Source organism: Stutzerimonas sp. KH-1 (assembly GCF_054483855.1).
The window spans coordinates 3,709,896-3,735,933 of record NZ_CM137011.1; the positions used below are offsets into that span (position 1 = coordinate 3,709,896).

A 26,038-nucleotide genomic window follows, 5' to 3' on the forward strand; every position below is an offset into this window, starting at 1 on the left:
GATTCCTTCATGGCTGCAGCACCGAGGACACCAGGAGCTGCGTGTAGGGGTGCTGCGGGTCGTCGAGGATCTGGTCGGTCAGACCCGACTCCACCACCCGCGAGCGGCGCATCACCATCAGCCGGTCGGCCAGCAGGCGTGCCACGGCGAGGTCGTGGGTGACGATCACCACCGCCAGGTCCAGCTCGCGCACCAGCCCGCGCAGGAGGTCGAGCAGGCGTGCCTGCACCGACACGTCGAGGCCGCCGGTGGGTTCGTCCATGAACACCAGCTTCGGGCTGGAAACCAGGTTGCGGGCGATCTGCAGGCGCTGCTGCATGCCGCCGGAGAAGGTCCGCGGTAGGTCGTCGATGCGCGCCGGGTCGATCTCCACCTGTTGCAGCCAGTCCAGCCCGGCGGCGCGCAGCTGGCCGTAATGGCGTACGCCCTGGGCCATCAGCCGTTCGCCGATGTTGGCGCCGGCGGAAACGCCCATGCGCAGGCCGTCGCGCGGGTTCTGTTCGACGAAGCCCCATTCGGTGCGCAGCAGCGTGCGCCGCTCGGCCTCGCTGGCGGCGTAGAGGTCGAGCCAGTCGCCGGCAGCATCGCGGTACTGCACGCTGCCGCGATCCGGCGGACAGCGGCCGCAGAGCAGCGAGAGCAGGGTGGACTTGCCGGAGCCGGACTCGCCGACGATGCCCAGCACTTCGCCGGGGTAGAGCTCGAAGGACACACCCTGGCAGCCCTTGTCCGGGCCGTACAGGCGGGTCAGGTCGCGCACCGCGAACAGCGGCTCGGTGCCGACGCTCGTGGCGGGCAGCAGTTGTTCGGCGGCGCTCATGGGCGGCTCTCCTGTTGCTGGGCGCGCTGCGCGCAATAGTCTGTATCCGAGCAGACGAACTGCTTGGTCCCGGCGTCGTCGACGATCAGCTCGTCGAGGTAGGAATCGCCGCTGCCACAGATGGCGCAGCACTGCTCCCACTGCTGGATCTGGAACGGGTGATCCTCGAAATCCAGGCTGACCACGCGGGTGTACGGCGGCACGGCGTAGAGGCGCTTCTCGCGGCCGGCGCCGAACAGCATCAGCGCCGGGCTCAGGTGAAGCTTGGGGTTGTCGAATTTGGGAATCGGCGAGGGGTCCATCACGTAGCGCCCGTCCACCGTCACCGGGTAGGCGTAGCTGGTGGCGATGTGGCCGAAGGTGGCGATGTCCTCGTAGAGCTTCACGTGCATCACGCCGTAGTCGCCCAGCGCGTGCATGGTGCGCGTCTCGGTTTCCGATGGCTCGATGAAGCGCAGCGGCTCGGGGATCGGCACCTGATAGACCATGATCTGCCCGGCGGCGAGCGGGGTTTCCGGGATGCGGTGGCGGGTCTGGATCACCGTCGCCGCGGGGGTGCGTTCGGTGGTGGCGACCCCGGCGGTGCGGGCGAAGAAGCGGCGGATCGACACCGCGTTGGTGGTGTCGTCGGCGCCCTGGTCGATCACCTTGAGCACGTCGTCGGCGCCGAGAATGGCCGCGGTCAGCTGCATGCCGCCGGTGCCCCAGCCGTAGGGCAGCGGCATCTCGCGGCCGCCGAAGGGCACCTGATAGCCAGGTATGGCGACCGCCTTGAGCAGTGCGCGGCGGATCATGCGCTTGGTCTGCTCGTCGAGGTAGGCGAAGTTGTAGCCCGCCTCGCTGGTGGGAATGGCGTGAGCGTTCATGCGCGTTTCTCCTTCGCTGGCGTCGCGGCGTCGGCTGCGGTCTGCTCGGCCTGCGGCTGGCGCAGCTTGCGGATCAGCTCCAGCTCGGACTGGAAGTCGACGTAGTGCGGCAACTTCAGGTGCGAGACGAAACCGGCGGCCTCGACGTTGTCGCAGTGCATCAGCACGAATTCCTCCTGCTGCGCCGGGCCCTGCACTTCCTCGCCGTACTCGCCGGCACGCAGCGCGCGGTCGACCAGCGCCATGCCCATCGCCTTGCGCTCGGCGTAGCCGAAGGCCAGGCCGTAGCCGCGGGTGAACTGCGCCTGCGCGGCGCTCTCGCCGACGAACTGGTTGACCATCTCGCACTCGGTCAGCTCGATCTCGCCGAGGCAGACCGGGAAGCCCAGCTCCTGTGGCTCGATCCAGACCTCGGCGGTGCCGATGCGAATCTCGCCGGCGAACGGGTGGTTGCGGCCGTAGCCGCGCTGGGTCGAGTAGCCCAGCGCCAGGAGAAAGCCCTCGTCGCCGCGCGCCAGTGCCTGCAGGCGTTCGGCGCGGCTCGCCGGCAGCTCTAACGGCTCGCGGGTGAGGTCCGGCACCGGCTCGCCGCGGTCGATTTCCGGGGTCATCAGGCCCTCCTCGCCGAGCAGGCCGAGTACCCGCGGGCAGTTGCCCAGCGTGGCGCCTTCATCCACCGGCGGGCCGGGGCGTTCGCCTTCGGCGAGCAGGGCGAAATCGAGCAGGCGGTGGGTGTAGTCGAAGGTCGGGCCGAGCAGCTGGCCGCCGGGCACGTCCTTGAAGGTCGCCGAGATGCGCCGGCTGAGCTGCATGGCGCCGGTGTCCAGCGGCAGGCTTTCGGCGAAGCGCGGCAGCGTGGTGCGGTAGGCGCGCAAGAGGAAGATCGCCTCGACCAGATCGCCGGCGGCCTGCTTGATCGCCAGCGCGGCGAGTTCCTCGTCGTACAGCGAGCCTTCGCTCATCACCCGCGCCACGGCGAGCGGCAGCTGCTGGCGAATCTGCTCGACGCCGAGTTCGGCGATGCCGGTATCGCCGCGGCGCTTCTTCGCCAGCAGCGCGTGGGCGTTGTCGATGGCCTGTTCGCCACCCTTGACCGCGACGTACATCAGGCCACCTCCTGCAGCGAATCGCCGATGCGCGTGCTGCGCGGCAGGCCGAGCACTTCGCCGTCAGCGCAGAACAGTGCGTCGAGCCCGCGCGGAAAGTCGTTGCGCGCGGCGCGCTGCTGCCAGAACGCCGGTTTCAGAGGCAGGCCGACCAGCCGGCTGCCGTCGATGCCCGGACCCTGCCAGCTCAGCGCCGGGCCGCGGTCGAGGTGTTCCAGCTGGATCAGCAATGTGCAGGACTGGTCCGGGTAGCGCTCGCTGCCGGCGTAGAAGCCGGAGAGGTCGTCCAGTGCCGCGGCGTCGAGCAGGGCGAACATCGCCTCCTCGCGCGCCTCGACGATCGGGCAGCCACAGTGGAAGGCCAGGTTGGAGCGGATCGCCGGAGTGTCGAAGGCCGGCGCCAGCCACAGCGGCGTGTCGTTATCCAGCAGGCTCAGGCACAGCGCGTAGCTGGCCGCCTGCAGCGGCTCGATGGCGGCGACGCTGACCAGCGGCTGGCGCGTGCCCGGCTCGGCCAGGGCCTTGAGCGCGGCGCGAAAGCACTTCTGCGCGTCCAGCACCGGGTCGGTGAAGGCGGCCTGCAACAGGTCGGATAGAGCGCGATTCATCAGTCTTCTCCTCGCAGCAGCGTGAAGAACTCCACGCGGGTAGTGGCGGTTTCGGCAGCCTTTTGCGCGGCACGTCGGGCCTGCGCGGCGGCCAGCGGTTCGATCAGCTCGGCGAGCCAGCGGCTCTGTTGCGGGCCCTGCAGGTGGGCGTCGGCGAGGGCGGCGAGCTCGGCCTGGCGCTTGTCGCGGCCGGCGCGGTAGCTGTAGCCGGTGCTGCCGTCGACCAGGCGCACCACGCAGCGGGTGACGCTCATCTCGCCGAGGTTGAACGGCGCACCGGTGCCGCCCATGCGGCCGCGCACCAGGGTCATGCCGATTTCCGCGGGACGGATCAGCTGGTAGGCGCAGTCGCGCAGGTCACTCTCGAAAGGCGCTAGATCGGCGGCGCTGGCGCGGGCCAGCACGGCCATCCAGCGCTGGCGCGGGGATTGTTCGCGGGTGTGCATGGGGTTCTCCATCAGGTGGCGACCTGGTACTGGAAGCGGTCGGAACGGCTGGCCGAAAGGGCGATCTCCACCGGTCGCCCGGCGGCATCGCAGGACAGGGTGAACACCGACAGCAGCGGCATGCGCAGGGGCATCAGCAGCTGTGCGGCCTCGTCGCGATCGGCCAGGCGTGCGCCGATCAGGCTGAAACGGCGCGTCAGCGGCAGGCCGCGCTCGCCGAGGTAGCGGCGCAGCGAGCCGCCCTGGTAGTCGGCGAGCAGCTCGGCGTGGCTGGCGCAGTAGCGGTGACGGATCAGGCTGACCGGCTCGCCGTCGAGCAGGCGCAGGGTGCTCAGCTCTATCAGCGCGGCGCCTTCGGCCAGTTGCAGGTGGCGCGCTTCCTCGGCGCTGGCGCTCAGCTGACGGCGCTCGAGCAGGCGCGCCTCGGTGCGCAAGCCGAGGGCGGCCAGCGATTCGCTGTAGGCGCTGTCGGCCTGCAGCGGATACACCAGCGGGCGTTGCAGCACCTGGGTGCCCTTGCCCTGGCGGCGCAGCAGGCGGCCTTCCTGTACCAGCTCGTCGACGGCACGGCGCAGGGTGTGGCGGTTGACCGCGAAGCGGCGCGCCAGCTGCATCTCGCCGGGGAGGAAGTCGCCGATGCGATAGTGGCGCAACTCGCCGCGCAGCACCTGTGCCAGTTCGAGGTAGAGCGGTTCGCTGGGTTGTCTAGACAACTGCATGGTTTTTTCGAAGGCCGCGCAGGCCCTCACTCCGTCAGATGAAGAGCTTGCGCAGGCGCTGGGAGAGCAGGTCGATCAGGCTCACCACGGCGATGATGATCAGCAGCAGGGCGGCGGTCTGGCCGAACTGGAAACCGCGGATGGCTTCCCAGAGGATCACGCCGATGCCGCCGGCGCCGACCATGCCGACCACCGTGGCCGAGCGCACGTTGGATTCGAAGCGGTATAGCGAGTAGGAAATCCACAGTGGCAGCACCTGCGGAATCACCCCGAAGATGACTTCCTGCAGCGCACTGGCACCGGTGGCACGCACGCCTTCCACCGGGCCCGGCTCGATGGCTTCCACCGCTTCGGCGAACAGCTTGGCGAGCACGCCGGTGGTGCTGATCCACAGCGCCAGCACGCCGGCGAAGGGGCCGAGGCCGACGGCGACGACGAAGAGCATGGCGAAGACCATCTCGTTGATCGACCGGCAGGCGTCCATCAGCCGGCGCACCGGCTGGTAGACCCACCAGGGCACGATGTTCTCGGAGCTGAGAATGCCCAGCGGGATGGCGCAGACGATCGCCAGCAGGGTGCCCCAGAGGGCGATGTGCACCGTGGTGATCATCTCCTTGAGGTACAGCTGCCAGTTGCTGAAGTCCGGCGGGAAGAAGTCGGCGGCAAAGGTCGCCATGTTGGCGCTGTCGCGGATCAACAGCAGCGGATTCATCTCCGCGCCCTGCCAGGACCAGGCCAGCACGGCCAGGCACAGGCCCCAGCCGAGCAGGCGCAGCCAGCTGCGCTTGCCGTTGCCCGCCAGCGGCGGTGTGGTGCTCAGAGTGGTCATGTTCGGTTCTCACAAACGGCGCGGACGGGAGCGTGGCGCCAGCGCGCCACGCCCGGCGTTGGTCAGCTGGCCTTGGCGGCGGCAGTCTTCTGCTCGCGCTCGGCCATGCGCTGTTCCAGCTTGGCCAGCTCGTCGTCGATGCCCTGCAGCTTGGCCTGGCGATCGCTGTCGGAGAGCTTGCTGTCGGCGGCGACTTCGCTGCGCTTCTTGAACAGCTCCAGCTGGCGGATCGGCAACAGCTGGTCGTTGTCGGAGGCGCGGAACGGTGCCCACTGCAGCGCGGCGAGGATTTCCTTCTCGGCCGGCTTGGCGCCGTAGCTCATGAAGAATTCGCGCAGCTTGTTCTTCTGCTCGTCGCTCAGGCTCTTGCGCCAGACCAGCGGGTCGGCCGGGATCAGCGGAGAAGTCCAGACGATCTTCAGTTGCGCCGCCTTGTCCGGTGCGGTGATCTGCAGGCGCTCCATGCTTTCGCTGTTGAAGGTGCCGACATCGACCTGCTTGTTGGCCACCGACAGCGCGTTCACTTCGTGGCTGCCGTTGAGGCTGCGCTTGAAGGCCTGGCCGGCGTCGACCTTGTTCTTGGCGAACACGTAGTAGCCGGGCACCAGGTAGCCAGAGGTGGAGTTCGGGTCGCCATTGGCGAAGGTCAGGCTCTTGGCGTTCTTCAGCACGTCCTCGACCGAGTTCAGGACGCTGTCCTTGTGCACGATGAGGTGGCTGTAGTAGCCCGGGCTGCCGTTGGCGGCGACGGTCTGGGCGAAGATTTCGCCGCCGGCGCGATCCACCGCTTCCATCGCCGACTTGTTGCCGTACCAGGCCAGGTCGACCTTGTCGAAGCGCATGCCCTGGATCACCCCGGCGTAGTCGGGGGCGAAGAAGGCTTTCACCTCGTAGCCGGTCTGCTTGCTCATGTCGGCGAGGAAGGGGGCCCAGACGCTGCGCAGGTTCTGCGAGGACTCGGTGGAAATGATGCCGAAGGTGAGGGTCTCGGCGGCCTGGGCCGTGCCGGCGAGGGCACCGGCCAGCAGCGTGGAGGCGGCGAGGGCGCGACTGAAGCGTTTCAACATGGAGGTCACTCCTGAGGTGTGGCGTTGGTTGTCGGGTCGGCGTTCGGTCAGCCGTTGACCAGCTGCAGCTGCCGCGGCTCGGCGGCGCGGGCGCGGTCGGAGAACAGCAGGCTGGCGTCCAGATCGGCGCCGTAGAGATCGTTGAGCAGGTGGTCGCTGAGTGCCGCCGAGGGGCCGTCGTAATGGATGCGGCCGCCCTTGAGCGCCACGGCGCGGGAGCAGTAGCGCAGGGCGTAGTCGACCTGATGCAGGGTCACCACCACGGTCTTGCCGTCCTGGCGGTTGATGTCGGCGAGGATTTCCATGACCTTGCGCGCCGACTCCGGATCGAGCGAGGCGATCGGCTCGTCGGCGAGGATCACCTCGGCCTGCTGGGTCAGCGCACGGGCGATCGCCACCCGCTGCTGCTGCCCGCCGGAGAGCGTCGAGGCGCGCTGCGCGGCGCGCTCGGCCAGGCCGACGCGCTCCAGTGCGGCCATGGCCTGGCGCTTCTGCTCGTCGCTGAACATGCCCAGCGATCCGCGCCAGCGCGGCATGCGGCCGAGAAAGCCGAGCAGGACGTTGTCCAGCACGCTGAGGCGGGTTACCAGGTTGAACTGCTGGAAGATGTAGCCGATGTCGGCGCGCAGGCGGCGCACCTCGCCGTGCAGACGGCCGGTGGCCTGAACCTCGCGGCCGAGCACCTCGATGCGTCCGCCGGCGGAGCGGTCGCAGCAGGCCAGGCCGGCCAGGTGGCGCAACAGCGTGGACTTGCCGGAACCGGAGGCGCCGATCAGCGCCACCATCTCGCCCGGCTGTATCGCCAGGCCCAGGTCGAACAGCGCCTGCTTGCCGGCGAAGGTCTTGTTCAGTCGCTCGACTCGAATAGCCGCATTCATGTCTTGCCCTCTCGTCTGCGCGGCCGGGGAGGTCGGCCAACTTGTCTAGACGAGAAGGTAGTCAGGCTCTGTTGCAGTCCCGCTAAGCGTCCGTGAACCTGCGATGACCATTCGGTGAAGCTTCGACAATGAGCGCGGCGGTCAGTCGGCGCACGCAAGGCTTTGCCTTCGCGGCGCGCGCCCCTAAGCTGGTCAGCGAGCTGCCGCGTCGCCTACACGACGGTCGGGCCTGTCAGAAAAGAGGAAGAGCATGAAACAGAAGATCGTATTCATCACCGGCGCCACCTCCGGCTTCGGCCGCGCCACTGCCCGCCGCTTCGCCGAGGCCGGCTGGGCGCTGGTCCTCACCGGGCGGCGCAGCGAGCGCCTGGAAGCGCTGCAGAGCGAGCTGTCGGCGAAGGTGCCGGTGCATGTCGCCACCCTCGACGTGCGCCATGCCGGCGCGGTGAAGGAGGTGGTCGAGCAGCTGCCCAGCGAGTTCAGCCAGATCGATTGCCTGGTCAACAACGCCGGCCTGGCGCTGGCGCCGCAGCCGGCGCAGCAGGTCGACCTCGCTGACTGGCACACCATGATCGACACCAACATCACCGGCCTGGTCAACGTCACCCACGCGCTGCTGCCGACGCTGATCGCCACCGGCAAGGGCGCCAGCATCGTCAACATCGGCTCGGTGGCCGGCCACTGGCCGTATCCGGGCGGCCACGTCTACGGTGCGACCAAGGCCTTCGTCGAGCAGTTCGGCTACAACCTTCGCTGCGACCTGCTCGGCACCGGCGTGCGCGTCACCGACATCGCGCCGGGCATGGCCGAAACCGAATTCACCCTGGTGCGCACCAAGGGCGATCAGGCCGCCAGCGACCGGCTGTACCGCGGCACCACGCCGCTGACCGCCGAGGACATCGCCGAGCAGATCTTCTACGTTGCCACCCTGCCGGATCACATCAACATCAACCGCCTGGAAGTGATGCCCACCCGCCAGGCCTGGTCGCCGTTCAATATCGATCGCGACAAGTAATCGCTCCAAGAGGCGTGGCGTGCAATGCGCCGCGCCTGCTGCATGCCTCGCGAACCGGCCGTTCAGACATATCGTTAACCCAAGCGTAACGGTCGCGCCTGCTGCTTGATTGATGACCCCTCGGTCACCTCCCTACTGTGCGCTCCACAAAGCGGAAAACCTGTGGAGTCGCCATGACAACAACAATCTCCCCACCGCCGCAGTGGTCGCGCCGTCGAGCCGAAAAGGCCCGTCGTCTCGATCAGGTGCAGAGCCTCGCCGATGGCGTGGTACTGCCCAGCGAGCGGATCGTCGAGGCCCTGGAACTCTTGATCGCCCCTGGCGACCGGGTGGTGCTCGAGGGCAACAACCAGAAGCAGGCGGACTTCCTCTCCCGCTCACTGGCCAAGGCCGACCCCGGCAAGCTGCACGACCTGCACATGATCATGCCGAGCGTCAGCCGCGCCGAGCACCTGGATCTGTTCGAGCGGCAGATCGCGCGCAAGCTCGACTTCTCCTTCGCCGGCCCGCAGAGCCTGCGCATCAGCCAGCTGCTCGAAGACGGCCTGCTGGAAGTCGGCGCCATCCACACCTACATCGAACTCTACTCGCGCCTCTTGGTGGACCTGATCCCCAATGTCGCGCTGGTGGCCGGCTTCCAGGCCGACCGCCACGGCAACATCTACACCGGCCCCAGCACCGAAGACACCCCGGCGCTGGTCGAGCCGACCGCCTTCAGCGACGGCATCGTCATCGTCCAGGTCAACGAGATCGTCGACGAGCTGCCGCGCGTGGACATCCCGGCGAGCTGGGTCGATTTCGTCGTGGTGGCGGACAAGCCGTTCTACATCGAGCCGCTGTTCACCCGCGACCCGCGCCATATCAAGCCGGTGCACGTGCTGATGGCGATGATGGCGATCCGCGGCATCTACGAAAAACACAACGTGCAGTCGCTCAATCACGGCATCGGTTTCAACACCGCGGCCATCGAGCTGATCCTGCCGACCTACGGCGAATCCCTCGGCCTGAAAGGCAAGATCTGCCGCAACTGGACGCTCAACCCGCACCCGACGCTGATCCCGGCGATCGAGACTGGCTGGGTCGAGAGCGTGCATTGCTTCGGCACCGAGCTGGGCATGGAGAACTACATCGCCCAGCGCCCGGACGTCTTCTTCACCGGCCGCGACGGCTCGATGCGCTCGAACCGCATGATGTGCCAGCTGGCCGGGCAGTACGCCGTGGACCTGTTCATCGGCGCCACCCTGCAGGTCGATGGTGATGGGCATTCCTCCACCGTCACCCGCGGGCGCCTGGCCGGCTTCGGCGGCGCGCCGAACATGGGCCACGACCCGCGCGGTCGCCGCCATCCGACCCCGGCCTGGCTGGACATGGCCATGCCCGGCGGCGAGGCCCCGGTGACCATGCTCGAGCGCGGCAAGAAGCTCGTGGTGCAGATGGTCGAGACCTTCCAGGAAGGCGGCAAACCCACCTTCGTCGAGCAGCTCGACGCGGTGGAGGTGGCGAAGAAGAGCGGCATGCCGCTGGCGCCGATCATGATCTACGGCGACGACGTCACCCATCTGCTCACCGAGGAAGGCATCGCCTACCTGTACAAGGCCCGCTCGCTGGAGGAACGCCAGGCGATGATCGCCGCGGTGGCCGGCGTCACCAGCATCGGCCTGCGGCACAACCCGAAGGACACCGAGCGCATGCGCCGCGAAGGGCTGATCGCCCTGCCGGAAGACCTCGGCATCCGCCGCAACGACGCCACCCGCGAACTGCTCGCCGCCAAGAGCATCGCCGAGCTGGTCGAGTGGTCCGGCGGCCTCTACAACCCGCCTGCCAAGTTCAGGAGCTGGTGATGAGCGCACTCATTGCACGACAGGCGCCGTCCGCGGCCGAGCGCCTGGCCGATCTGGCGGTGCAGGCGCTGGTCGACGAGGCCGACCTGTCGCCCAAGCCGGGGCTGGTCGACCGGCGCGGCAGTGGCGCGCACAGCGATCTGCACCTGGGGCTGATGCACGCCTCGGCGCAGTCGCTGTGGCCGGCGTTCGCCGCCATGGCCGATGCCGCGCGGAGCGAAGGTCGGGTCAGCCAGGCGCTGCGTGAAACCCTCGGCCAGCTGGGCCGCGACGGCGAAGCGGAGATGCTGCGCGTCACCGCCGGGGTCAACACCCATCGCGGCGCGATCTGGGCGCTGGGGCTGCTCAGCGCGGCGGCCATGCTGGAAAGCGGCGCTTCGGCCGGCGGGATCGCCGCCAGCGCGGCCGCCCTGGCGCGGCTGGACGACCCGGCCGCGCCGCACAACCCGGACAGCCACGGCGCGCGGGTCTGCCGTCGCTACGGCGTGCTCGGCGCCCGCGAACAGGCGCAGCACGGCTTTCCCGCGGTCATCGAACACGGCTTGCCGCAACTCCTGGCCAGTCGCCGCGCCGGCGCCGGCGAGCAGAACGCCAGGCTCGATGCACTGCTGGCGATCATGAGCAGCCTGACCGACACCTGCGTGCTGCATCGCGCCGGTCTTGAAGGGCTGACCCGCATGCAGGCCGGTGCCCGCGCCGTGCTCGAAGCCGGCGGTGCCGCCAGCCTCGCCGGTCGTCGCCAGCTGCGCCTGCTCGATCGCGACATGCTCGCCCTCAACGCCTCGCCGGGGGGCTCCGCCGACCTCCTGGCCGCCACCCTTTTCCTCGACCGCCTGGCGCCGCATGCGCCGGCGCCGACTGGGAGCAACTGAACATGGAAACCCTGTCTTTCGAATTCGCCGCCGGGCAACCCGCCCGCGGCAAGGCCCTGGTCGGCGTGGTCGGCTCGGGCGATCTGGAAGTGCTGCTGGAACCCGGCCAGGCCGGCAAGCTGGCGATCCAGGTAGTCACCTCGGTCAATGGTGCCGAGCAACGCTGGAAGAGCCTGTTCGAGCGGATGTTCCGCGAGCAGACGCCACCGGCATTGAACATCGATATTCACGATTTTGGGGCCACACCCGGCGTAGTGCGTCTGCGCCTGGAGCAGGGACTGGAGGAGGTCGGCCATGACTGATGTGTCCGCTAACACCGTGGCCCGTTTACTCGAGTCGCGCAGCTTCGTCGAACTCGGTGCCCGCCAGCGTGCCCGCGCGCTGCTGGACGAAGGCAGCTTCCGCGAACTGCTCGATCCGTTCGATCGCGTCACCTCGCCCTGGCTGCCGAAGCAGGGCATCGTCACCCAGGCCGACGACGGCGTGGTGGTCGCCAAGGGCACCATTGACGGCCAGCCGGCGGTGATCGCCGCCATCGAAGGCGCCTTCCAGGGCGGCAGCATGGGGGAAGTCGGCGGCGCGAAGATCGCCGGCGCGCTGGAGCTGGCTGCCGAAGACAACCGCAACGGCATCCCGACCCGCGCCGTGCTCCTGCTGGAAACCGGCGGCGTGCGTTTGCAGGAGGCCAACCTGGGCCTGGCTGCCATCGCCGAAATCCAGGCGGCCATCGTCGAACTGCGCGACTACCAGCCGGTGATCGGCGTGGTCGCCGGCTCCGTCGGCTGCTTCGGCGGCATGTCCATCGCCGCCGGGTTGTGCAGCTACCTGATCGTTACCCGTGAGGCCCGCGTCGGTCTCAACGGCCCGCAGGTGATCGAGCAGGAAGCCGGTCTCGACGAGTACGACTCCCGCGACCGCCCCTTCATCTGGAGCCTGACCGGTGGCGAGCAGCGCTATGCCTCGGGGCTGGTGGACGCCTACGTCGCCGACGACACCGACGCCATCCGCGCGCAACTGCACGAACTGTTCGCCCTCGGCAAGCCACTGCAGCCGCGCAGCCGCCGCCACGCCTGGTACCTCCAGCGCCTGGCCGATGTCGACACCCGCACGCAGCTCGATGCCGCCGCCGTGCGTGCCCTCTACGAAGGAGATGCCCAATGAGCCGTGGACTGAACTGGTTGCAAGCCCTGGCCGGCGGCCAGGCACTGGCGGGCTATCCGGCCTCGGTAAAGGTGGTCGACGGCACGCTCGGTGAGCGCGCCGCGCGCTATATCGCCGTGGTGCCGGACGCCGAGAATCCCTTCCCGCGCGCGCGCAATGGCGAGGTCGGCCTGCTCGAAGGCTGGGCCCTGGGCCAGGCGCTGGACGAGGCGATCGCCGCCGATCGCGACAAGGCGGACAAGCGTGTGGTGGTCGCCGTGGTCGACGTGCCGAGCCAGGCCTATGGCCGCCGCGAAGAAGCCCTCGGCATTCATCAGGCCCTTGCCGGCGCGGTGGATGGCTATGCCCGCGCACGGCTGGCCGGGCACCCGGTGATCGCGCTGCTGGTGGGCAAGGCCATGTCCGGCGCCTTTCTCGCCCACGGCTATCAGGCCCAGCGGATCATCGCCCTGCGCGATCCGGGCGTGATGGTGCATGCCATGGGCAAGGCCGCCGCGGCGCGCATCACCCTGCGCAGCGTCGAGGAGCTGGAAGCCCTGGCCGAATCGGTGCCGCCGATGGCATACGACATCGACAACTACGCGACCCTCGGCCTGCTCTGGGAAACCCTCTCGGTGGACAGCATCGAGCAGCCCTCGGCGGATGATCTGGCGCGTGTGCGCGACTGCCTGAGCAAGGCTGTGGCGGACATCGGCGACAGCAACGACCTGCGCGGTCGCCTCGGTGCGCCGAATCGCGAGGCGTCGTCGCGGGTGCGCGAGCTGTTGCGCGCGCAGTGGTAGCGAACACCTGACGCGGCCCTATTCGCCACAGCGATCAGCGACTCGACAACAACAATCACGAGGAGGCTGTAGATGCACGACATTCCACGCCCCCACGACCTGCTCTGGGGCATGACTCCAGCACAGCTGCCGGCCGATGCGCCGGCCTGGGCGGTGGCCGTGCTCACCGCCGGCCAGCCGGTGGTGGTGCGGCGTGCGCGTGTGGCCGCCGGCCTGGTTGCGGTCGGGTTGCGCGGGGCGACGCGTGATCAACGCCTGGCCGCGCTGATGCCGGTCGAGGCGATTGCTCATCGGTTGGCGCCGGAAGAACTGCTCGCTCGTCGGGCCACTGAGGATCTGCTGGTGTTTCGCGTGCTGGCCGAGCTACGCCCCTTGCTCGATGCGCTGGGCCACGCCTGGGGAGTTACCGGCTCGGCGGGTTTTCAACTCGCCACTGGGCTGCCGACGGCGCACCCGGACAGCGATCTCGATCTGCTGCTCAGGGCCGAGAGGCCGCTGCCGCGCAGCGAGGCGCGCCCACTGTTGCAGCTGCTGGAAGGTCGCGCCTGCCGCGTCGACCTGCAACTGGAAACCCCGCTGGGTGGCGTGGCGCTCGGCGAATGGGCTGGTGGCGCCGCACGGGTGTTGGTCAAGACCGCCGAAGGACCGCGTCTGGTGAGCGATCCATGGGCCACGGAGCGTGCGGCATGAGCAGCCTGTTCGCCTTTCCCGGCCAGGGCGCGCAGAAGCCCGGCATGCTCCAGCGTCTGCCGCAGGAGCCTGAAGTCCTCGAATGTCTGGCCCAAGCCAGTGCGGTGCTGGGCGAGGATGTGCGGCTGCTCGATTCGGCCGAAGCGTTGCAATCGACCCGTGCCGTGCAGCTCTGCCTGCTGATCGCCGGGGTCGCCGTGGCGCGGCTGCTGATGCGCGATGGCCAGCGACCGGATTACGTCGCCGGGCTGTCCATCGGTGCCTATGCCGCGGCGGTGGTCGCCGGTGCGCTGGACTATCGCGACGCGGTGCGCCTGGTCTCGCTGCGTGGCGAGCTGATGCAGCAGGCCTACCCGCAGGGCTACGGCATGACCGCCATCCTCGGCCTGTCGCTGGACACGGTCGAGTCGCTGCTGGCCGAAGCCGAGGGCCCGGTTTACCTGGGCAACATCAACGCCGACAACCAGCTCGTCATCGCCGGCAGCGACGCCGCCATGGCCGCGGTCGCCGCCCGCGCCAAGGCCCTCGGTGCCTCCTGTGCGCGGCGCCTGGCGATGAGCGTGCCGTCGCACTGCGCGCTGCTCGAGCAGCCGGCACGGCGGCTGGCGGATGCCTTCGCCAAGGTCGAGGTGCGCGCACCGCGGATTCGCTACCTCAGCGGCTCCTCGGCGCGCCCGCTGTTCGACGCCGAGCGCCTGCGCGACGACCTGGCCTTCAACATGTGCCGCGTCGTCGACTGGCACGGCACCCTGCGCACCGCCTACGAGCGCGGGGTGCGGCTTCACATCGAACTGCCGCCAGGCCAGGTGCTGACCGGGCTGGCACGACGGGTTTTCGAACAGGGTACGCTGGCTGCCTTCGACGGCGCCCGGCTCGACACACTGGACGCCTTGCTGCGTCAGGAGGGCAGCCAGAGCCGATAGACCGCGTGCACATTCAGCGCGAGCAAGCCTTACTCGCGGCTGATCGATGGATAAAAACAACTACCTCGACAACACGCGCCAAGCCCTCTGCAGGCGGCGCAACCAAAAAGGACAAGAACAATGATCATCTTTGGTGTGGCCTTCCTGGCCTTGTGTACCCTCACCGGCATTTTCGCCGGCGAGCTGCTGGGCAAGCTGCTGGGCGTACCGGCAAACGTCGGTGGCGTGGGTATCGCCATGGTCCTGCTGATCCTGCTCGGCAGCTACCTGAAGCAGCGCGGCCTGTTCAACATGGAGACCGAACAGGGGGTGAAATTCTGGAGTGCCGTGTACATCCCGATCGTGGTCGCGATGGCCGCGCAACAGAACGTCTACGGCGCCCTCAGCGGCGGCCCGATGGCCATTCTCGCCGGTGTGGCGGCTGTCGCCGTGGCCTTCGCGCTGGTGCCGGTGCTCGACCGGATCGGCCGAAAAAAGCATGAAGCCGATGAAGCCAAGCCACTGACCACGGAGGGTTGAACCATGTACGAATCTCTGATGAAAGTGATCTCCGGCTACGGCCTGATCAGCGGCTTCGCCATCATCGGCGCGACCATGTGGATCTCCTACTGGCTGTCCGACAAGCTCACCAAGGGCCGCCTGCACGGCTCGGCGGTCGCCATCCTCATCGGCCTGTTGCTGTCGTACATCGGCGGCGTGGTGACCGGCGGGCAGAAGGGCCTGGTGGATATCGCGCTGTTCTCCGGCATCGGCCTGCTCGGCGGCGCCATGCTGCGTGACTTCGCCATCGTCGCCACCGGTTTCGGCGTCAGTGTGGAAGAGCTCAAGCGCGCCGGCATGGTCGGCGTGCTGGCGCTGTTCGTCGGTGTGTTCTCCTCCTTCATCGCCGGCGTCGCGGTGGCCATGGCGTTCGGCTACACCGACGCGGTCAGCCTGACCACCATCGGCACGGGCGCTGTGACCTACATCGTCGGCCCGGTCACTGGCGCGGCGATCGGCGCCAGCTCCGAAGTCATGGCGCTGTCGATCGCCGCAGGCCTGGTCAAGGCGATTCTGGTGATGATCGCGACGCCGTTCGTGGCGCCGATGATCGGCCTGAACAACCCCCGTGCCGCGGTGATCTTCGGCGGCCTGATCGGCACCTCCAGCGGTGTGGCCGGCGGCCTGGCGGCCACCGATGCCCGCCTGGTGCCTTACGGCTGCCTGACTGCGGCGTTCTACACCGCGCTGGGCTGCCTGCTCGGGCCATCGCTGCTGTTCTTCGTCATGCGCGGGCTGTTGGGCTGAGGTCGTAAAGGTGGAAAAGGCTGCGCGAGTTTTCCACCCTACGAATGCGTAGGGTGGAAAACTCGCAAAGCGATTTTCCACGCGGAACCCGGAACGAGCCTGAGGCACTGCGTATCCTCTCCACCACCTCACCGCGTGGATGGCTGCGGCCATCCACGCTACGACGGCTACACGCCCTGGCACAGGCCCGCCAGACCGCCGCGTGGCCCCGGGCTAAAGCCGGGGGGTTACAGCGGCAGTTTTTTCTGGCAGGGTAACCCTTGATTCGCGACCGATTGCCGCAGGCGGCCGGTGCGGATCGATGTGATTGCGGGAGAGACTGCCACATGGCAGCGCCGAAGGAGCAACCGCCCCGGAAACTCTCAGGCAAAAGGACCGCTATCACCGCTGAAACTCTGAAGAGCCGCCCGGTTTTCGTCGCTGGGCGCACCGAAGGAGCAAGCGAGCCGCGTCACGCGCTCGTGAATCTCTCAGGTCCAGAACAGAGGGGGCGCCCGCCGCGCGTTGGGCGCACGGGCTATGACCCCTCGACGTTCTGGAGCGCAACAATGAAAACAATCGCAGTCATCGGTGGCGGCATCACCGGCGTCACCACCGCCTATGCCCTGGCCAAGCGCGGCTTCTCGGTCACCCTGCTGGAAAAGCACCGCTACGCGGCGATGGAAACCTCGTTCGCCAACGGCGGCCAGCTGTCGGCCTCCAATGCCGAGGTCTGGAACCACTGGTCGACCATCGTCAAGGGCCTCAAGTGGATGCTCAAGAGCGATGCGCCGCTGCTGGTCAATCCCAAGCCCAGCTGGCACAAGCTCTCCTGGTTCGCCGAGTTCATCGGCTCGATCCCCAACTACCGCAAGAACACCGTCGAGACTGCTCGGCTGGCCATCGCCGCGCGCGAGCATCTGTTCGCCTGGGCCGAAGCCGAAGGCATCGACTTCGACCTGAAGAAGAAGGGCATCCTGCACATCTACCGCGACAAGGCCGGCTTCGATCATGCCGCTGAGGTTTCACGCCTGCTCGCCGAAGGCGGCCTGCCGCGGCGCAGCGTGACGCCGGAAGAGATGCGTGCCATCGAGCCGACCCTGGCCGGCACCTATTACGGCGGCTACTACACCGAATGCGATTCCACCGGTGATATCCACAAGTTCACCCACGGCCTGGCCACCGCCATCGAGCGGCTCGGCGTGCGCTGCCGCTACGGTGCCGATGTGAAGTCGGTGGCCAGCGACGGCAAGCGTGCCAGCGTGATCCTCGCTGGCGTTGGCGGTGACGAGCGGCTGGAGTTCGACGGCCTGGTGGTTTGCGCCGGCACCGCCAGCCGTGCATTGGCAGCCCAGCTCGGCGACCGGGTGAACATCTACCCGGTCAAGGGCTACTCGATCACCGTCAACCTGACCGACGAGGTCAGCCGCGCCTCGGCTCCGACCGTCAGCCTGCTGGACGACGAAACCAAGCTGGTCAGCAGCCGCCTGGGCGACGACCGCTTCCGCGTCGCCGGCACCGCAGAGTTCAACGGCTACAACCGTGACATCCGTGCCGATCGCATCCGCCCGCTGGTGGACTGGGTCAACCAGTGCTTCCCCGGCGTCAACACCCGCAGCGTGGTGCCCTGGGCCGGCCTGCGCCCGATGATGCCGAACATGATGCCCAAGGTCGGCCGCGGCAGCTCGCCGTGCGTGTTCTACAACACTGGCCATGGGCACTTGGGCTGGACGTTGAGCGCGATCACCGCGGATATGGTCGGTGACGTGGTGGCGCAAAGTCTGGGGCGGCCGGCTCCGGTGGCATCCGGGCAGACAGCCGTCGCCTAATGTGGCGGTCGCAGGGGTGGAAGGCGGTGAATCGTCTTCCGCCGTTGCGCGCTGATCATGCCGATCCGGCTGGCCATATGCCAACGCGTGGAAAACCGCTGCGCGGGTTTTCCACCCTACGTCGTTTCAGGCTTGGCATCCTCGTTCTGCTCCAGCGCGCGCCGGGCATACATCCGGCATTCGGCGAGCAGCGCCAGCAGGTTCGGGTCGCGCTCCTTGGCCTTTAGAAACACCACGCCGATGTGCTGCTGCAGGTGATAGCGCGCCTGCAGCGGTATCAATCGCACCCGCGATTCGTAGACCATGCCCACCCGCCCCGGCAGCAGCGCGTAACCGACCCCGGAATTGACCATGCTGAGCAGCGTGAAGATGTCGTTCACCTGCATCGCCACCTTCGGCTCGAAACCCGCTAGCTGGAACACCCGGTTGCCGTCCTGATGGGTGGCGAAGCCTTGGGACAGTGTGATGAAAGTGGCGTCACGCAGATCGCTGAGATCCACTTCGCTCTGGTTGGCGAAGGGCGAGTCGGCTGGCGCGGCGAGGAAAATGTCGTCGGAAAACAGCTGCACCTGGGCACAGTCCGGGTCGGCGACGCTCTCGTTGAGCGACACCAGAATGGCGTCGAGCTCCATGTTCTTCAGCTTGTAGAGCAGGTCGACGTTGGAGCCGAGGATCAGGTCGATGTTGAGCTCGCTGCGGCGCAGCTTCAGGCCCATGATCAGCTGCGGCACGGTCTTCACCGTCAGCGAATACAGCGCGCCGAGCTTGAAGCGCTCGGCCGAGAAGCCGGCGGCCTCGCGGGTCTGGCGCACCGTCTCGAGCACGTCCTTGATCAGCTGCTGGGCGCGCTCTTCCAGCACATAGGCGCTTTCCAGCGGGATCAGGTTGCGCCCCTCGTGCTTGAACAGCGGGCAGCGCAGCGCGCTTTCCAGGGAGTGAATGGCGCGGTGCACGCTGACGTTGCTGGTGTTCAGCTCCACCGCGGCCTTGCCCAGATTGCCGCTGCGCATGAAGGCCAGAAACACTTCCAGCTTCTTCAGGGTCAGCTCTTCGTCGATCTGCATGGCCGTTGCTCCGCGGTCGGGCAGACGATTATGCCGAACTCGTACTCAGGCGGGGCGCGAAAGCGGAGCAGTGCAGGCGATCAGGGCAGGGCGAGTTCTTCGTCTTCCGGAATCTCGTCCGTGACGTACACGCGTGCGTGTTCGCTCTGGGCGTCCTCGATACGCAAGCCGAAATAGGTTTCGTCATTGGCATCCCAGAACGCCTCGACCTGCTCAAGCGAGGCCTGCTCCAGCAGGACCTGCCCGGAGTGTTCGAGAATGATGGAATAGCGGCGATTGGCGGGCATGTGAGTGACTCTGATCATCGAAAGGCTGCAGGCGCAGCTGTGATGTCATTTTGTCACTTCGGCGGGCTTAATCCTCGTCCGTTCATCGGCCGCCAGCGTTTGGCTGCCGAACGGTACTCGTCTCGTCGAAGGTTCTCCTGCATGAGCTCTAGCTTATGGAGACGCGAATTAGAGCTGTTGAAAGCATATATCCGCCATTAACGCCCAAGCTACGAATAGCATTTTTTAAATGCTGAGCTATGAGACTGGGCCAATGAACGATCCTGTATCGTCGGCTGCGTTTGATAAAGGTCTACTTTAGTGGGTTGAATCCGAATTGCAGATTAAGCTGACCAATTGCCATGCTAAGCCACAGAAATATAAGACTAATGCAAGTGTAAATTAGCCAGACTTTTAGAGGCAGGCTGATCACAGGGCGATTGATTCCGAATACATATTGGAAAGAATAGCGGTGCATCCGGCAAAAACGATCAAAAGGGCTGTAAGATTCTTTTTTAAAGTCATTTAGCCTTGAAAAATGGCGATCAAAACGACCTATTCCATGGAAGCAGATGTACATGCCATTGAAGCCTCCTGTGACGGCCAAGAAAGCCCAAGATAAGACAATAATCTGTTCTAATAGCGATGCTTCACTCATTGGTTTATCCAGTGGTAAAAATGTTGCTCAATGTTTCACCTGTCGTTCCACCGGCAGATCCACCGAAATATGCTCCGCCTGCCGCCCCTGCAATCGCAATAACAATAATTGCGGGTGCGCCAACTGTGACGCCGAACGCAAGTGCAATTCCACCCGCTACTGCAGTGGCTACTTTCGCACCAGCAACCCCTCCAACCGCGCCACCAGCAGCGCTCCATACAAAGCCGCCCACTTGCTGATAACTTGTCTGGCTACAGGTTTGACTGCTCCCACGGAACAAGCGTCATCGATTCTGCTCAACCGAACGCCGCCGTCGATGGCGATGCCCAAGTAGCCTAAGCGGCCGGCGCCTTTCGCCCAATTTGAAACCGTATTGATCCGTTGCCCAAGCTGTGGAACCTCGCCTCTTTCGGTAATCGCAGAAGCGTTATGCAGGATCGATTTAGTAGATTGGCCGAGCGTGGCCTTGATACTGTCGTAATTACGGATAAGGCGACCCAGGGCGTGCTAGGCACTGGCACTGGCGCTTCGTGGCGTGCTGGCTGCTAGCCGTTCTGCTCTCTGGTGGTCCCCGATGGCACGCCATTGTGCGACCAGCTCTGGCAGGTCCGGTCGCTGCGCGTGCTCCCCAAAGACGCTGCGCAGTGACACCACCCGCTCCGCCTGGGCAAGCAGGCGCTGCTGTGCGCGAGACAATGCGGGGCTTTGCTCGGCTCGAACGCGTTCGCCCTGCTCCACCGCATCGGCGTAGATGGCGCGCAGTTCGAGGTCCGTCTTGCCGTAGAAGCGCATGACATTCCTACGCCTGATTTCCCAGCGGAATTCATTGAAGGAGCGCGCTTGCCAGCTTTCCAGCAGCTGCGCGGTACTCAGGACTTGGGCGTAAATGTCACGAACCTCGGTATCGGTGAACAGCCTGCCATTGCGCTGCTCCACGCTGGCAGTCCATCGCAGCAGGTTAGCCAGCGCCGCACGAGCATAGCCGCTGTCGCTCGAGTGTTGGGATCCTGCGAGCGCAACGCGCTTCGGCATATCGCCATCTAGTCCGATTTCGCCGATGGTACGAGCGCAGGTCTGCTCGGCAATCATGGCGCAGCCTGGCTGCCACAAGATCGCCGTCTCGCTGCCCGCGCCGGGCTTGCGCGGCATGAAATGCCATTGCTCGCCATGATGCTGGTAAGGATCGCCTTGAAGGTTGACGATCCCTGCGAGCAGCAGCGCAATGCCGAGAGCCGGTGAGCTATACACCAGAGCTGCCCCGGGAAGCGCCAGCTTCCATTCAGCATCCATCCATGGCAGCGGAAGCGCAGGTATGGGGTCGTTGTGATTGACGATACGGTGATGTGTAAGAGGGCGGCTGGCCTTGACGAAGGCTGCGTCACCCGCGCGTGGGGCGCCGAAGGTGTAGAGGATTACCTTAGGTTTGGTGGGTTTGCGCCGTAGCCATTCGGCTAGCAGCAGTGCGATGGCCCCGCCTAAGCTGTGGCCACATATGATCAGCGTCTGCTCGCCGGTATAAAAGACATTTAGGTAGCGCTCTACGAATGGCTTTGCAGCCTGAAATCCTTTGTAGAAGCCGCGGTGTGCTTGGCCTTCACCTTCTTCGTATGGCACCTGGCGGGCATCTGCATCTCGACTGGCGTCGGCCAGAAACTCCTGCGTACCGCGGACGGAAATCAATACGATCTTGTCGTTATGGGTGATGAACGCTTGGGTGTTGGTATCTGTTTCGTTATCGGTGTCGTGCAAGAAGTGCACATCTTCGGGATTTCGCCAGCCCTCCTGTGATTCGTTTTCGTAGCGCGCCGGATCGTAGGGCATGATTTCGAGGCGTTTCGAATACGGCACTTCTTCGCAGAGCAGGTGATAGGGCGACGCGGTGTTGAATTGTGTTGGCTGAATCCGGCGGCCTAGCTGGTTCTGAAGTACATGTCCGATGCTGCCAATCGCTGAATACGGTGGCGGTGCTGAGGAGTAAGGATTTGTAGCGGTGCTGAATGGGGCGTAGGCGAAGGCGCTCATGACCGCGAGGTGATAGGCATTCAGCGCGCAGAAATCAGCGCCGCGGGAAAGCAACGGACTATAGGCACGTAACGCCTTTATCTCGATGACATGACGTCTATTACAACCAAGAGCAACGCCTGGCTGGTCTGCTGCTGAGCCTGCGTTCTGTTTTAATGCCGATGGTGCCGTCCAATGTTCATCCGGTGTCGGAAGATGCCCTTTGCTCGCTACGAAATCGCTGACTTCGGCTCGTATGAAGTAAGCGTCTTCTTTTACTGCGCGTTCTTGCGCCAGATAGGTTTTTCCGTCAGTGCGCCGAGGGCCTGCGGGCGATTGTTCAGCTGCCATTTGTACAGCTGTTAGCGGTAGCTTGAAAGCCTTTCTAATCGCAAGTTCTTCATACCAAGGATCAGTGAACGCCGTTGCGGGTTGCGATAGATCGAGAACTATTGCGCCAGGATGTACATCTCTAATCAGAGCGTAGCCATCATTGTCCAAAAAGCCCTCGATAGCTTGGCCTTGACCATCATGTAATCTGTAAGGTAGCCCAGCGTACGGTGCACCTTTCCCGTGCTCATCCACGAGACGAAAACTAACCCAAGCGTTTTTCAATGGGCAGCTTAGTTGCTCTGTTGTTCCGTTCATCCTTGGTTATTCCGTGCAATTTGGATAAATAGTGCACTCTTTGTTGTTATTTTTGTATGTCTTAAACACTGGCGGGTCCTGGCACTGCTGCCAGCCCTCCTTAGGTAGACACGGCCTCCACCCTTCGGGAAATTCTATCCAAGTATTATCCCGATATGGTTCTTCTCTAGGGTTTACCGTAAAAGACAATATGATGGTCTGCAGGGGTAACTGTTTTCTGTTTAGTCGAGCTCCCGCTCCCTTGCAACTAAGTATTTTTGATATTCCTAGGTTTAGCCTGCTCTCTTGGAATAACCATGAGCACTCAGAGTGTATCGGTGCAGGGTGGCCATGTAGATTGTTGCCATCCTCGGCAGTCGCTTTCGCAACTACCAGCAATTCGCCGTTATCATAAGTTTCTTGCCAATCATTTTCTCCATAACGGCCGTAGATAAACAGTCCTACCCTAACCAGCTGCAGATCACAAATACCATCCCGATAACCAACCGGAACTTCGAACCGGTACCCATGCGGTGCCTTTTCATAGTCGTCCTTGAAGGTCTCCACATGACCGCGGCCACTACAACTCTCGGACCCGCCGTAATGTGCCTGGGCCTTCAATGCGAAATCGGCAGGTAGCTCGCCTTGCAATGTGAAGGTGTCGGCGCCGACCGAGCCAAGCGTGCTGCAACCGCTGAGCAGTAGGCCCAACATCGCAGGCCATAGGTGAGCGCGTCGGTAGCGGTTACGGAAGATGGTGTGGGACGTCATCTCAACAGTCCTGTGCAGAAAAGCTTGAAGCCAGCGCTGAGCTGACTCGTGAATAATGGGCTTCCGGTGTTTCCCGTTCGGCTGGTAGCCAGACCGGGTGATCGGCCAGTTCGGGGTCGAGCTGGTAGCGGAGCAGAAAGTGCAGTTGCGGCTCGCTGTGCCAATGCCATTCCTTCGCTTTGTCGAGTTGATGGTCCAGCCAGTCACTCACCACTTGAGTTTCGGCGAGCCGATTGGTCGCCTGCGTGTGGGTCTGCCATAGCCACAACTCGAGGTTGTGGTGTGCCACAGCACGTTGTACCTGCTCTGGCTCTGGGATGGACAACCAAGGTTTTTTGAAGGGCTCGCGGTACTCCCCTGGCAGCTCGTTATCGAACCCCTGCCAGTCCTGACCATCCCAGCAGAGCACGCTGGCCAGTGGGCCAAGCAGCAGAGGGCGTTGGGACGCATCCAGTTCGCCGAGGTGACGCGCGACGATGCGGTTGTCCTGGAATCGATACAGCGAACGTTGCCCTTGTTCATCGTCAAAGATGCGGGCTTGCCAGTGTTGTGTGAGCACAGCCATGTCAGCTTGGTCGACGCTGGCGAGCCAGCCCCAGTTCTGCTCCGGTGCATCGGTCAGCGAACCTAGCTGCATGAGATTCGGCTCGTTCAGCATTACCAGCCAAGGGCCGACGTCGGCCATTTCGGCGACCTCGGTCCCCTGATAGAGGCTGGCGTAGCTGTGCACCAGGTCCGCTGAGAACAGACGGGGCAGCGGCGGGGGCTCTGCCAGGCTGTCGATAACGAGCAGCAGCTGCCGGCGCTGGGTTTGTTGCTCGCTGAGCCAGTGTTCGACCCTGTCGTTCATCGGCCGCCTCCAACTTCACACATCCCCGCCCGGCACGCTTCGCAGATCGGGCAACGGCTGGCGGCAATTTGCCGGGCCTTGCGCGCCAGCTGCAGTTGGGTATTGGCCAGCGCGAGCTTGGGCTTAGCGCCGGCCTTGTCCTGGTCGGCTGCCCAAGGAATCCGAGGAGAGATGACGTTCACGCCTGAACCGGTGCCAGCCGAGCCGCCAGAGTTCATCTTGATGGTCGCACCGCTCAGCGTCACCCCGCTGGGGTCGAGCTTGAGGAAACTGCCGCCGCCTGAGGCGGTGAGTTCCATTCCAGCGTCGATGACGACCTTGCTGCCGGCGTAGTAGTGAATTTCATTGCCCACCTCGACGAACTGGCCGGTGCCGATCTTCAGATGCTGGCTGTTGCCCACGGTGAGGTGGTCGTTGGCGCGGATTTCTGTCTTGCGGTCGGCGTGGGTGGTGCGGTGTTCTTCGGCGCGGAATTCGCTGTAGCTGTTGGCCTCCACCGTGTCGTGGCGTTCGTGGCCGACGCGGATCTTCTGGTCGTGCTCGATGTTCTCGTCCCAGTCGCGCTGGGCGTGGATATATATCTGTTCGGCGCCCTTGCGGTCTTCGATGCGCAGTTCGTTGTAGCCGCCCCCACCGGGGGAACTCAGGGTCTTGAACACCGTGCGGGTCTTGTTCGCCGGCAGGTCGTAGGGGACCTGATGCTCCTTGTGGTACAGGCAGCCGGTCACCAGCGGTTGATCGGGATCGCCTTCGAGGAAGGTCACCAGCACTTCCATGCCGACCCGCGGAATGGCGATGCCGCCATAGCGGTCACCCGCCCAGCTGGAGGAGACGCGTAGCCAGCAGCTGGTCTTGTCGTCGGCCTGGCCTTCTCGATCCCAGTGGAACTGGACTTTTACGCGGCCGTACTCGTCGCAGTGGATTTCTTCGCCGGCGGGGCCGGTGACCACGGCGGTCTGGCTGCCGAGGATCTTCGGCTTCGGATGGTTTAATAGCGGGCGGAAGGGGATGTCCCAGGGCGTGGCGCTGAAGTGGTTGCGGTAGCCCTGGACGAAGCCGTCACCGCTATCGACATGACTGGTGACGGACTCCTCCAACACCTGCGGCTGCTTGCCTTCGTGCAGCACTTCGGTAAGTAGCCAGAGCTGGTTCCAGTCGCTGCGCGGGTGTTCGGTGAGCGGGAGGAAATGTCCGCTCGCAAGTCTCGGCTGGTCGCTCTCGCCTTCGGCCAGCTCGTAGTCGTGGCGGTGGCGTTCCAGGGCGCGTTGCGACAGGTGCTTGCCGCGGGTGCGCTCGGTGAAGCGACCGGGGTAGTCGTAGTCTTCGAGATCCGGCTGGAAATCGCTGTGGAACGCGGCCTCCATGCTCAGACGTGGCTTCTCGAAATCGTAATCGCGGCGCGTGACCCGGCTGGTACGGGTTTCCAGGCGCAGGCCGAAACGCTTGATCACCGGCTGGTCGGCAACCAGGCCGCTGTCCTGCTGATAGGCGGTGGCAGTGAGCTTCGGGAAGACCGTCTGGTCATCGCCGAAGACCAGCACATGACCGTTTCCGTCGTGCTGGAAGTGATAGTGGATGCCCTCTTCCTCGCACAGGCGCTGGATGAAGTGCAGGTCGGTCTCGTCGTACTGCACGCAATATTCGCGCGGCGGGTAGATCATCGGGCCAAGCCCGAAGCGGTAGGCATCGGCCTGGATACCGTGTTCCTCAAGCACTTGGGCGACGATCTGCGGCACCGTCAGGTGCTGGAAGATGCGCTGGTTGGTGCGATGGGCGAGGTAGGCCAGCTGCGGCACGAGCGTGAGGCGATAGCGGGTCAGACGCTTGCCGGATTCACCCTGGGCCGCCTGATGCACCAGCCCATGAACACCACTGCCATCCGGCGCGAAGGCGAGGAAGGCCGGGCGATGCAGCAGGCTTTCCAGATCCAGATCGGGGCGCTCGCTGACCAGTTCCAGGTCGAAGCGATAGGGCTGGCTGATGGCCTCGCGGCCCCGGAATTCGAGGACCTTGAAGTCGTGCTCGACGCCTTCGAGGGAAAGCGTGAAGTGGGCCTGGTTAGCTGGGTTGAACATGGCGTCTT

At 65.2% G+C, this 26,038-nt stretch carries 26 protein-coding genes and 1 riboswitch; of the genes, 11 read left to right on the forward strand and 15 right to left on the reverse strand.

Annotated features, from left to right (window positions below; translation table 11 throughout):
- Positions 1-7: 7 nt before the first annotated feature.
- The 9 genes from phnK to phnC all read right to left on the reverse strand — a co-directional run bounded on the left by phnK (position 8) and on the right by phnC (position 7,339).
- Entirely contained in the window at positions 8-820 is an 813-nt protein-coding gene (phnK, locus tag ACX1DW_RS17860) for a phosphonate C-P lyase system protein PhnK (RefSeq protein ID WP_090520658.1), read from the reverse strand.
- Positions 817-1,686, reverse strand: coding sequence for an alpha-D-ribose 1-methylphosphonate 5-phosphate C-P-lyase PhnJ (locus ACX1DW_RS17865; protein WP_458992039.1), 870 nt, complete (start codon positions 1,684-1,686; stop codon positions 817-819). Before ACX1DW_RS17865 ends, phnK begins: the two co-directional genes overlap by 4 nt.
- Positions 1,683-2,792 carry a carbon-phosphorus lyase complex subunit gene (locus ACX1DW_RS17870; RefSeq protein WP_458992040.1) on the reverse strand — a complete coding sequence of 370 codons (1,110 nt, stop codon included), beginning with the start codon at positions 2,790-2,792 and terminating at the stop codon, positions 1,683-1,685. The genes ACX1DW_RS17865 and ACX1DW_RS17870 overlap by 4 nt, the downstream gene beginning before the upstream one ends.
- Positions 2,792-3,400 (reverse strand): phosphonate C-P lyase system protein PhnH, encoded by a 609-nt coding sequence (gene phnH, locus ACX1DW_RS17875; protein WP_458992041.1) that lies wholly within the window; start codon positions 3,398-3,400, stop codon positions 2,792-2,794. Before phnH ends, ACX1DW_RS17870 begins: the two co-directional genes overlap by 1 nt.
- The gene (gene phnG, locus ACX1DW_RS17880; RefSeq protein ID WP_458992042.1) at positions 3,400-3,846 is read right to left on the reverse strand and encodes a phosphonate C-P lyase system protein PhnG; all 447 of its coding nucleotides are present in this window, start codon (positions 3,844-3,846) and stop codon (positions 3,400-3,402) included. Before phnG ends, phnH begins: the two co-directional genes overlap by 1 nt.
- Before the next feature lie 11 nt (positions 3,847-3,857).
- Positions 3,858-4,565: a phosphonate metabolism transcriptional regulator PhnF gene (gene phnF, locus ACX1DW_RS17885; RefSeq protein ID WP_458992043.1), complete on the reverse strand. Its 708-nt coding sequence runs from the start codon at positions 4,563-4,565 to the stop codon at positions 3,858-3,860.
- Between the two features lie 34 nt (positions 4,566-4,599).
- A complete protein-coding gene (gene phnE, locus ACX1DW_RS17890; RefSeq protein WP_458992044.1) occupies positions 4,600-5,394 on the reverse strand; it encodes a phosphonate ABC transporter, permease protein PhnE in 795 nt (264 codons plus the stop codon).
- Positions 5,395-5,456: 62 nt separating this feature from the next.
- Positions 5,457-6,461 carry a phosphonate ABC transporter substrate-binding protein gene (phnD, locus tag ACX1DW_RS17895; protein ID WP_458992045.1) on the reverse strand — a complete coding sequence of 335 codons (1,005 nt, stop codon included), beginning with the start codon at positions 6,459-6,461 and terminating at the stop codon, positions 5,457-5,459.
- A 47-nt stretch (positions 6,462-6,508) separates the two neighbouring features.
- Complete coding sequence (gene phnC, locus ACX1DW_RS17900) at positions 6,509-7,339, reverse strand: phosphonate ABC transporter ATP-binding protein (RefSeq protein WP_125867426.1); 831 nt, start codon at positions 7,337-7,339, stop codon at positions 6,509-6,511.
- Between the two features lie 250 nt (positions 7,340-7,589).
- Here phnC and ACX1DW_RS17905 point away from each other — a divergent pair, with 250 nt between their 5' ends.
- From ACX1DW_RS17905 to ACX1DW_RS17955, 11 genes are all read left to right on the forward strand, one after another.
- Positions 7,590-8,354 carry an SDR family oxidoreductase gene (locus ACX1DW_RS17905; protein WP_458992046.1) on the forward strand — a complete coding sequence of 255 codons (765 nt, stop codon included), beginning with the start codon at positions 7,590-7,592 and terminating at the stop codon, positions 8,352-8,354.
- 173 nt (positions 8,355-8,527) lie between these two features.
- A complete protein-coding gene (gene mdcA / locus ACX1DW_RS17910) occupies positions 8,528-10,195 on the forward strand; it encodes a malonate decarboxylase subunit alpha (RefSeq protein WP_011915121.1) in 1,668 nt (555 codons plus the stop codon).
- A complete protein-coding gene (locus ACX1DW_RS17915; RefSeq protein WP_458992047.1) occupies positions 10,195-11,067 on the forward strand; it encodes a triphosphoribosyl-dephospho-CoA synthase in 873 nt (290 codons plus the stop codon). Before mdcA ends, ACX1DW_RS17915 begins: the two co-directional genes overlap by 1 nt.
- A gap of 2 nt (positions 11,068-11,069) precedes the next feature.
- Positions 11,070-11,369: a malonate decarboxylase subunit delta gene (locus ACX1DW_RS17920; protein WP_003281886.1), complete on the forward strand. Its 300-nt coding sequence runs from the start codon at positions 11,070-11,072 to the stop codon at positions 11,367-11,369.
- Complete coding sequence (locus ACX1DW_RS17925; protein WP_458992048.1) at positions 11,362-12,228, forward strand: biotin-independent malonate decarboxylase subunit beta; 867 nt, start codon at positions 11,362-11,364, stop codon at positions 12,226-12,228. Before ACX1DW_RS17920 ends, ACX1DW_RS17925 begins: the two co-directional genes overlap by 8 nt.
- On the forward strand, positions 12,225-13,010 hold the full coding sequence (gene mdcE, locus ACX1DW_RS17930) for a biotin-independent malonate decarboxylase subunit gamma (RefSeq protein ID WP_458992049.1): 786 nt from the start codon (positions 12,225-12,227) through the stop codon (positions 13,008-13,010). The genes ACX1DW_RS17925 and mdcE overlap by 4 nt, the downstream gene beginning before the upstream one ends.
- 72 nt (positions 13,011-13,082) lie before the next feature.
- A complete protein-coding gene (locus ACX1DW_RS17935) occupies positions 13,083-13,700 on the forward strand; it encodes a malonate decarboxylase holo-ACP synthase (RefSeq protein ID WP_458992050.1) in 618 nt (205 codons plus the stop codon).
- Positions 13,697-14,623 carry a malonate decarboxylase subunit epsilon gene (mdcH, locus tag ACX1DW_RS17940; protein WP_458992051.1) on the forward strand — a complete coding sequence of 309 codons (927 nt, stop codon included), beginning with the start codon at positions 13,697-13,699 and terminating at the stop codon, positions 14,621-14,623. The genes ACX1DW_RS17935 and mdcH overlap by 4 nt, the downstream gene beginning before the upstream one ends.
- 120 nt (positions 14,624-14,743) lie before the next feature.
- Complete coding sequence (gene madL / locus ACX1DW_RS17945; protein ID WP_312915086.1) at positions 14,744-15,142, forward strand: malonate transporter subunit MadL; 399 nt, start codon at positions 14,744-14,746, stop codon at positions 15,140-15,142.
- 3 nt (positions 15,143-15,145) lie between these two features.
- Positions 15,146-15,910, forward strand: coding sequence for a malonate transporter subunit MadM (gene madM, locus ACX1DW_RS17950; RefSeq protein WP_014818590.1), 765 nt, complete (start codon positions 15,146-15,148; stop codon positions 15,908-15,910).
- A gap of 300 nt (positions 15,911-16,210) precedes the next feature.
- Positions 16,211-16,298, forward strand: a riboswitch (glycine riboswitch).
- A 160-nt stretch (positions 16,299-16,458) separates the two neighbouring features.
- On the forward strand, positions 16,459-17,718 hold the full coding sequence (locus ACX1DW_RS17955; protein WP_458992052.1) for a D-amino acid dehydrogenase: 1,260 nt from the start codon (positions 16,459-16,461) through the stop codon (positions 17,716-17,718).
- Positions 17,719-17,834: 116 nt separating this feature from the next.
- On the opposite strand, the gene ACX1DW_RS17960 is transcribed toward ACX1DW_RS17955, so the two are convergent.
- The 6 genes from ACX1DW_RS17960 to ACX1DW_RS17985 form a co-directional block, all read right to left on the reverse strand.
- Positions 17,835-18,782 carry a LysR family transcriptional regulator gene (locus ACX1DW_RS17960; protein ID WP_458992053.1) on the reverse strand — a complete coding sequence of 316 codons (948 nt, stop codon included), beginning with the start codon at positions 18,780-18,782 and terminating at the stop codon, positions 17,835-17,837.
- Between the two features lie 80 nt (positions 18,783-18,862).
- Positions 18,863-19,069, reverse strand: coding sequence for a hypothetical protein (locus tag ACX1DW_RS17965; RefSeq protein WP_013984451.1), 207 nt, complete (start codon positions 19,067-19,069; stop codon positions 18,863-18,865).
- Positions 19,070-19,361: 292 nt separating this feature from the next.
- Positions 19,362-19,706: a hypothetical protein gene (locus tag ACX1DW_RS17970; RefSeq protein WP_458992054.1), complete on the reverse strand. Its 345-nt coding sequence runs from the start codon at positions 19,704-19,706 to the stop codon at positions 19,362-19,364.
- A gap of 507 nt (positions 19,707-20,213) precedes the next feature.
- A complete protein-coding gene (locus tag ACX1DW_RS17975) occupies positions 20,214-22,355 on the reverse strand; it encodes a lipase family protein (protein ID WP_458992055.1) in 2,142 nt (713 codons plus the stop codon).
- Positions 22,356-23,106: 751 nt separating this feature from the next.
- Entirely contained in the window at positions 23,107-23,955 is an 849-nt protein-coding gene (locus ACX1DW_RS17980) for a DUF4123 domain-containing protein (RefSeq protein ID WP_458992056.1), read from the reverse strand.
- Positions 23,952-26,030, reverse strand: a complete 2,079-nt coding sequence (locus ACX1DW_RS17985; protein ID WP_458992057.1) for a type VI secretion system Vgr family protein — start codon at positions 26,028-26,030, stop codon at positions 23,952-23,954. The genes ACX1DW_RS17980 and ACX1DW_RS17985 overlap by 4 nt, the downstream gene beginning before the upstream one ends.
- Positions 26,031-26,038 lie beyond the last annotated feature (8 nt).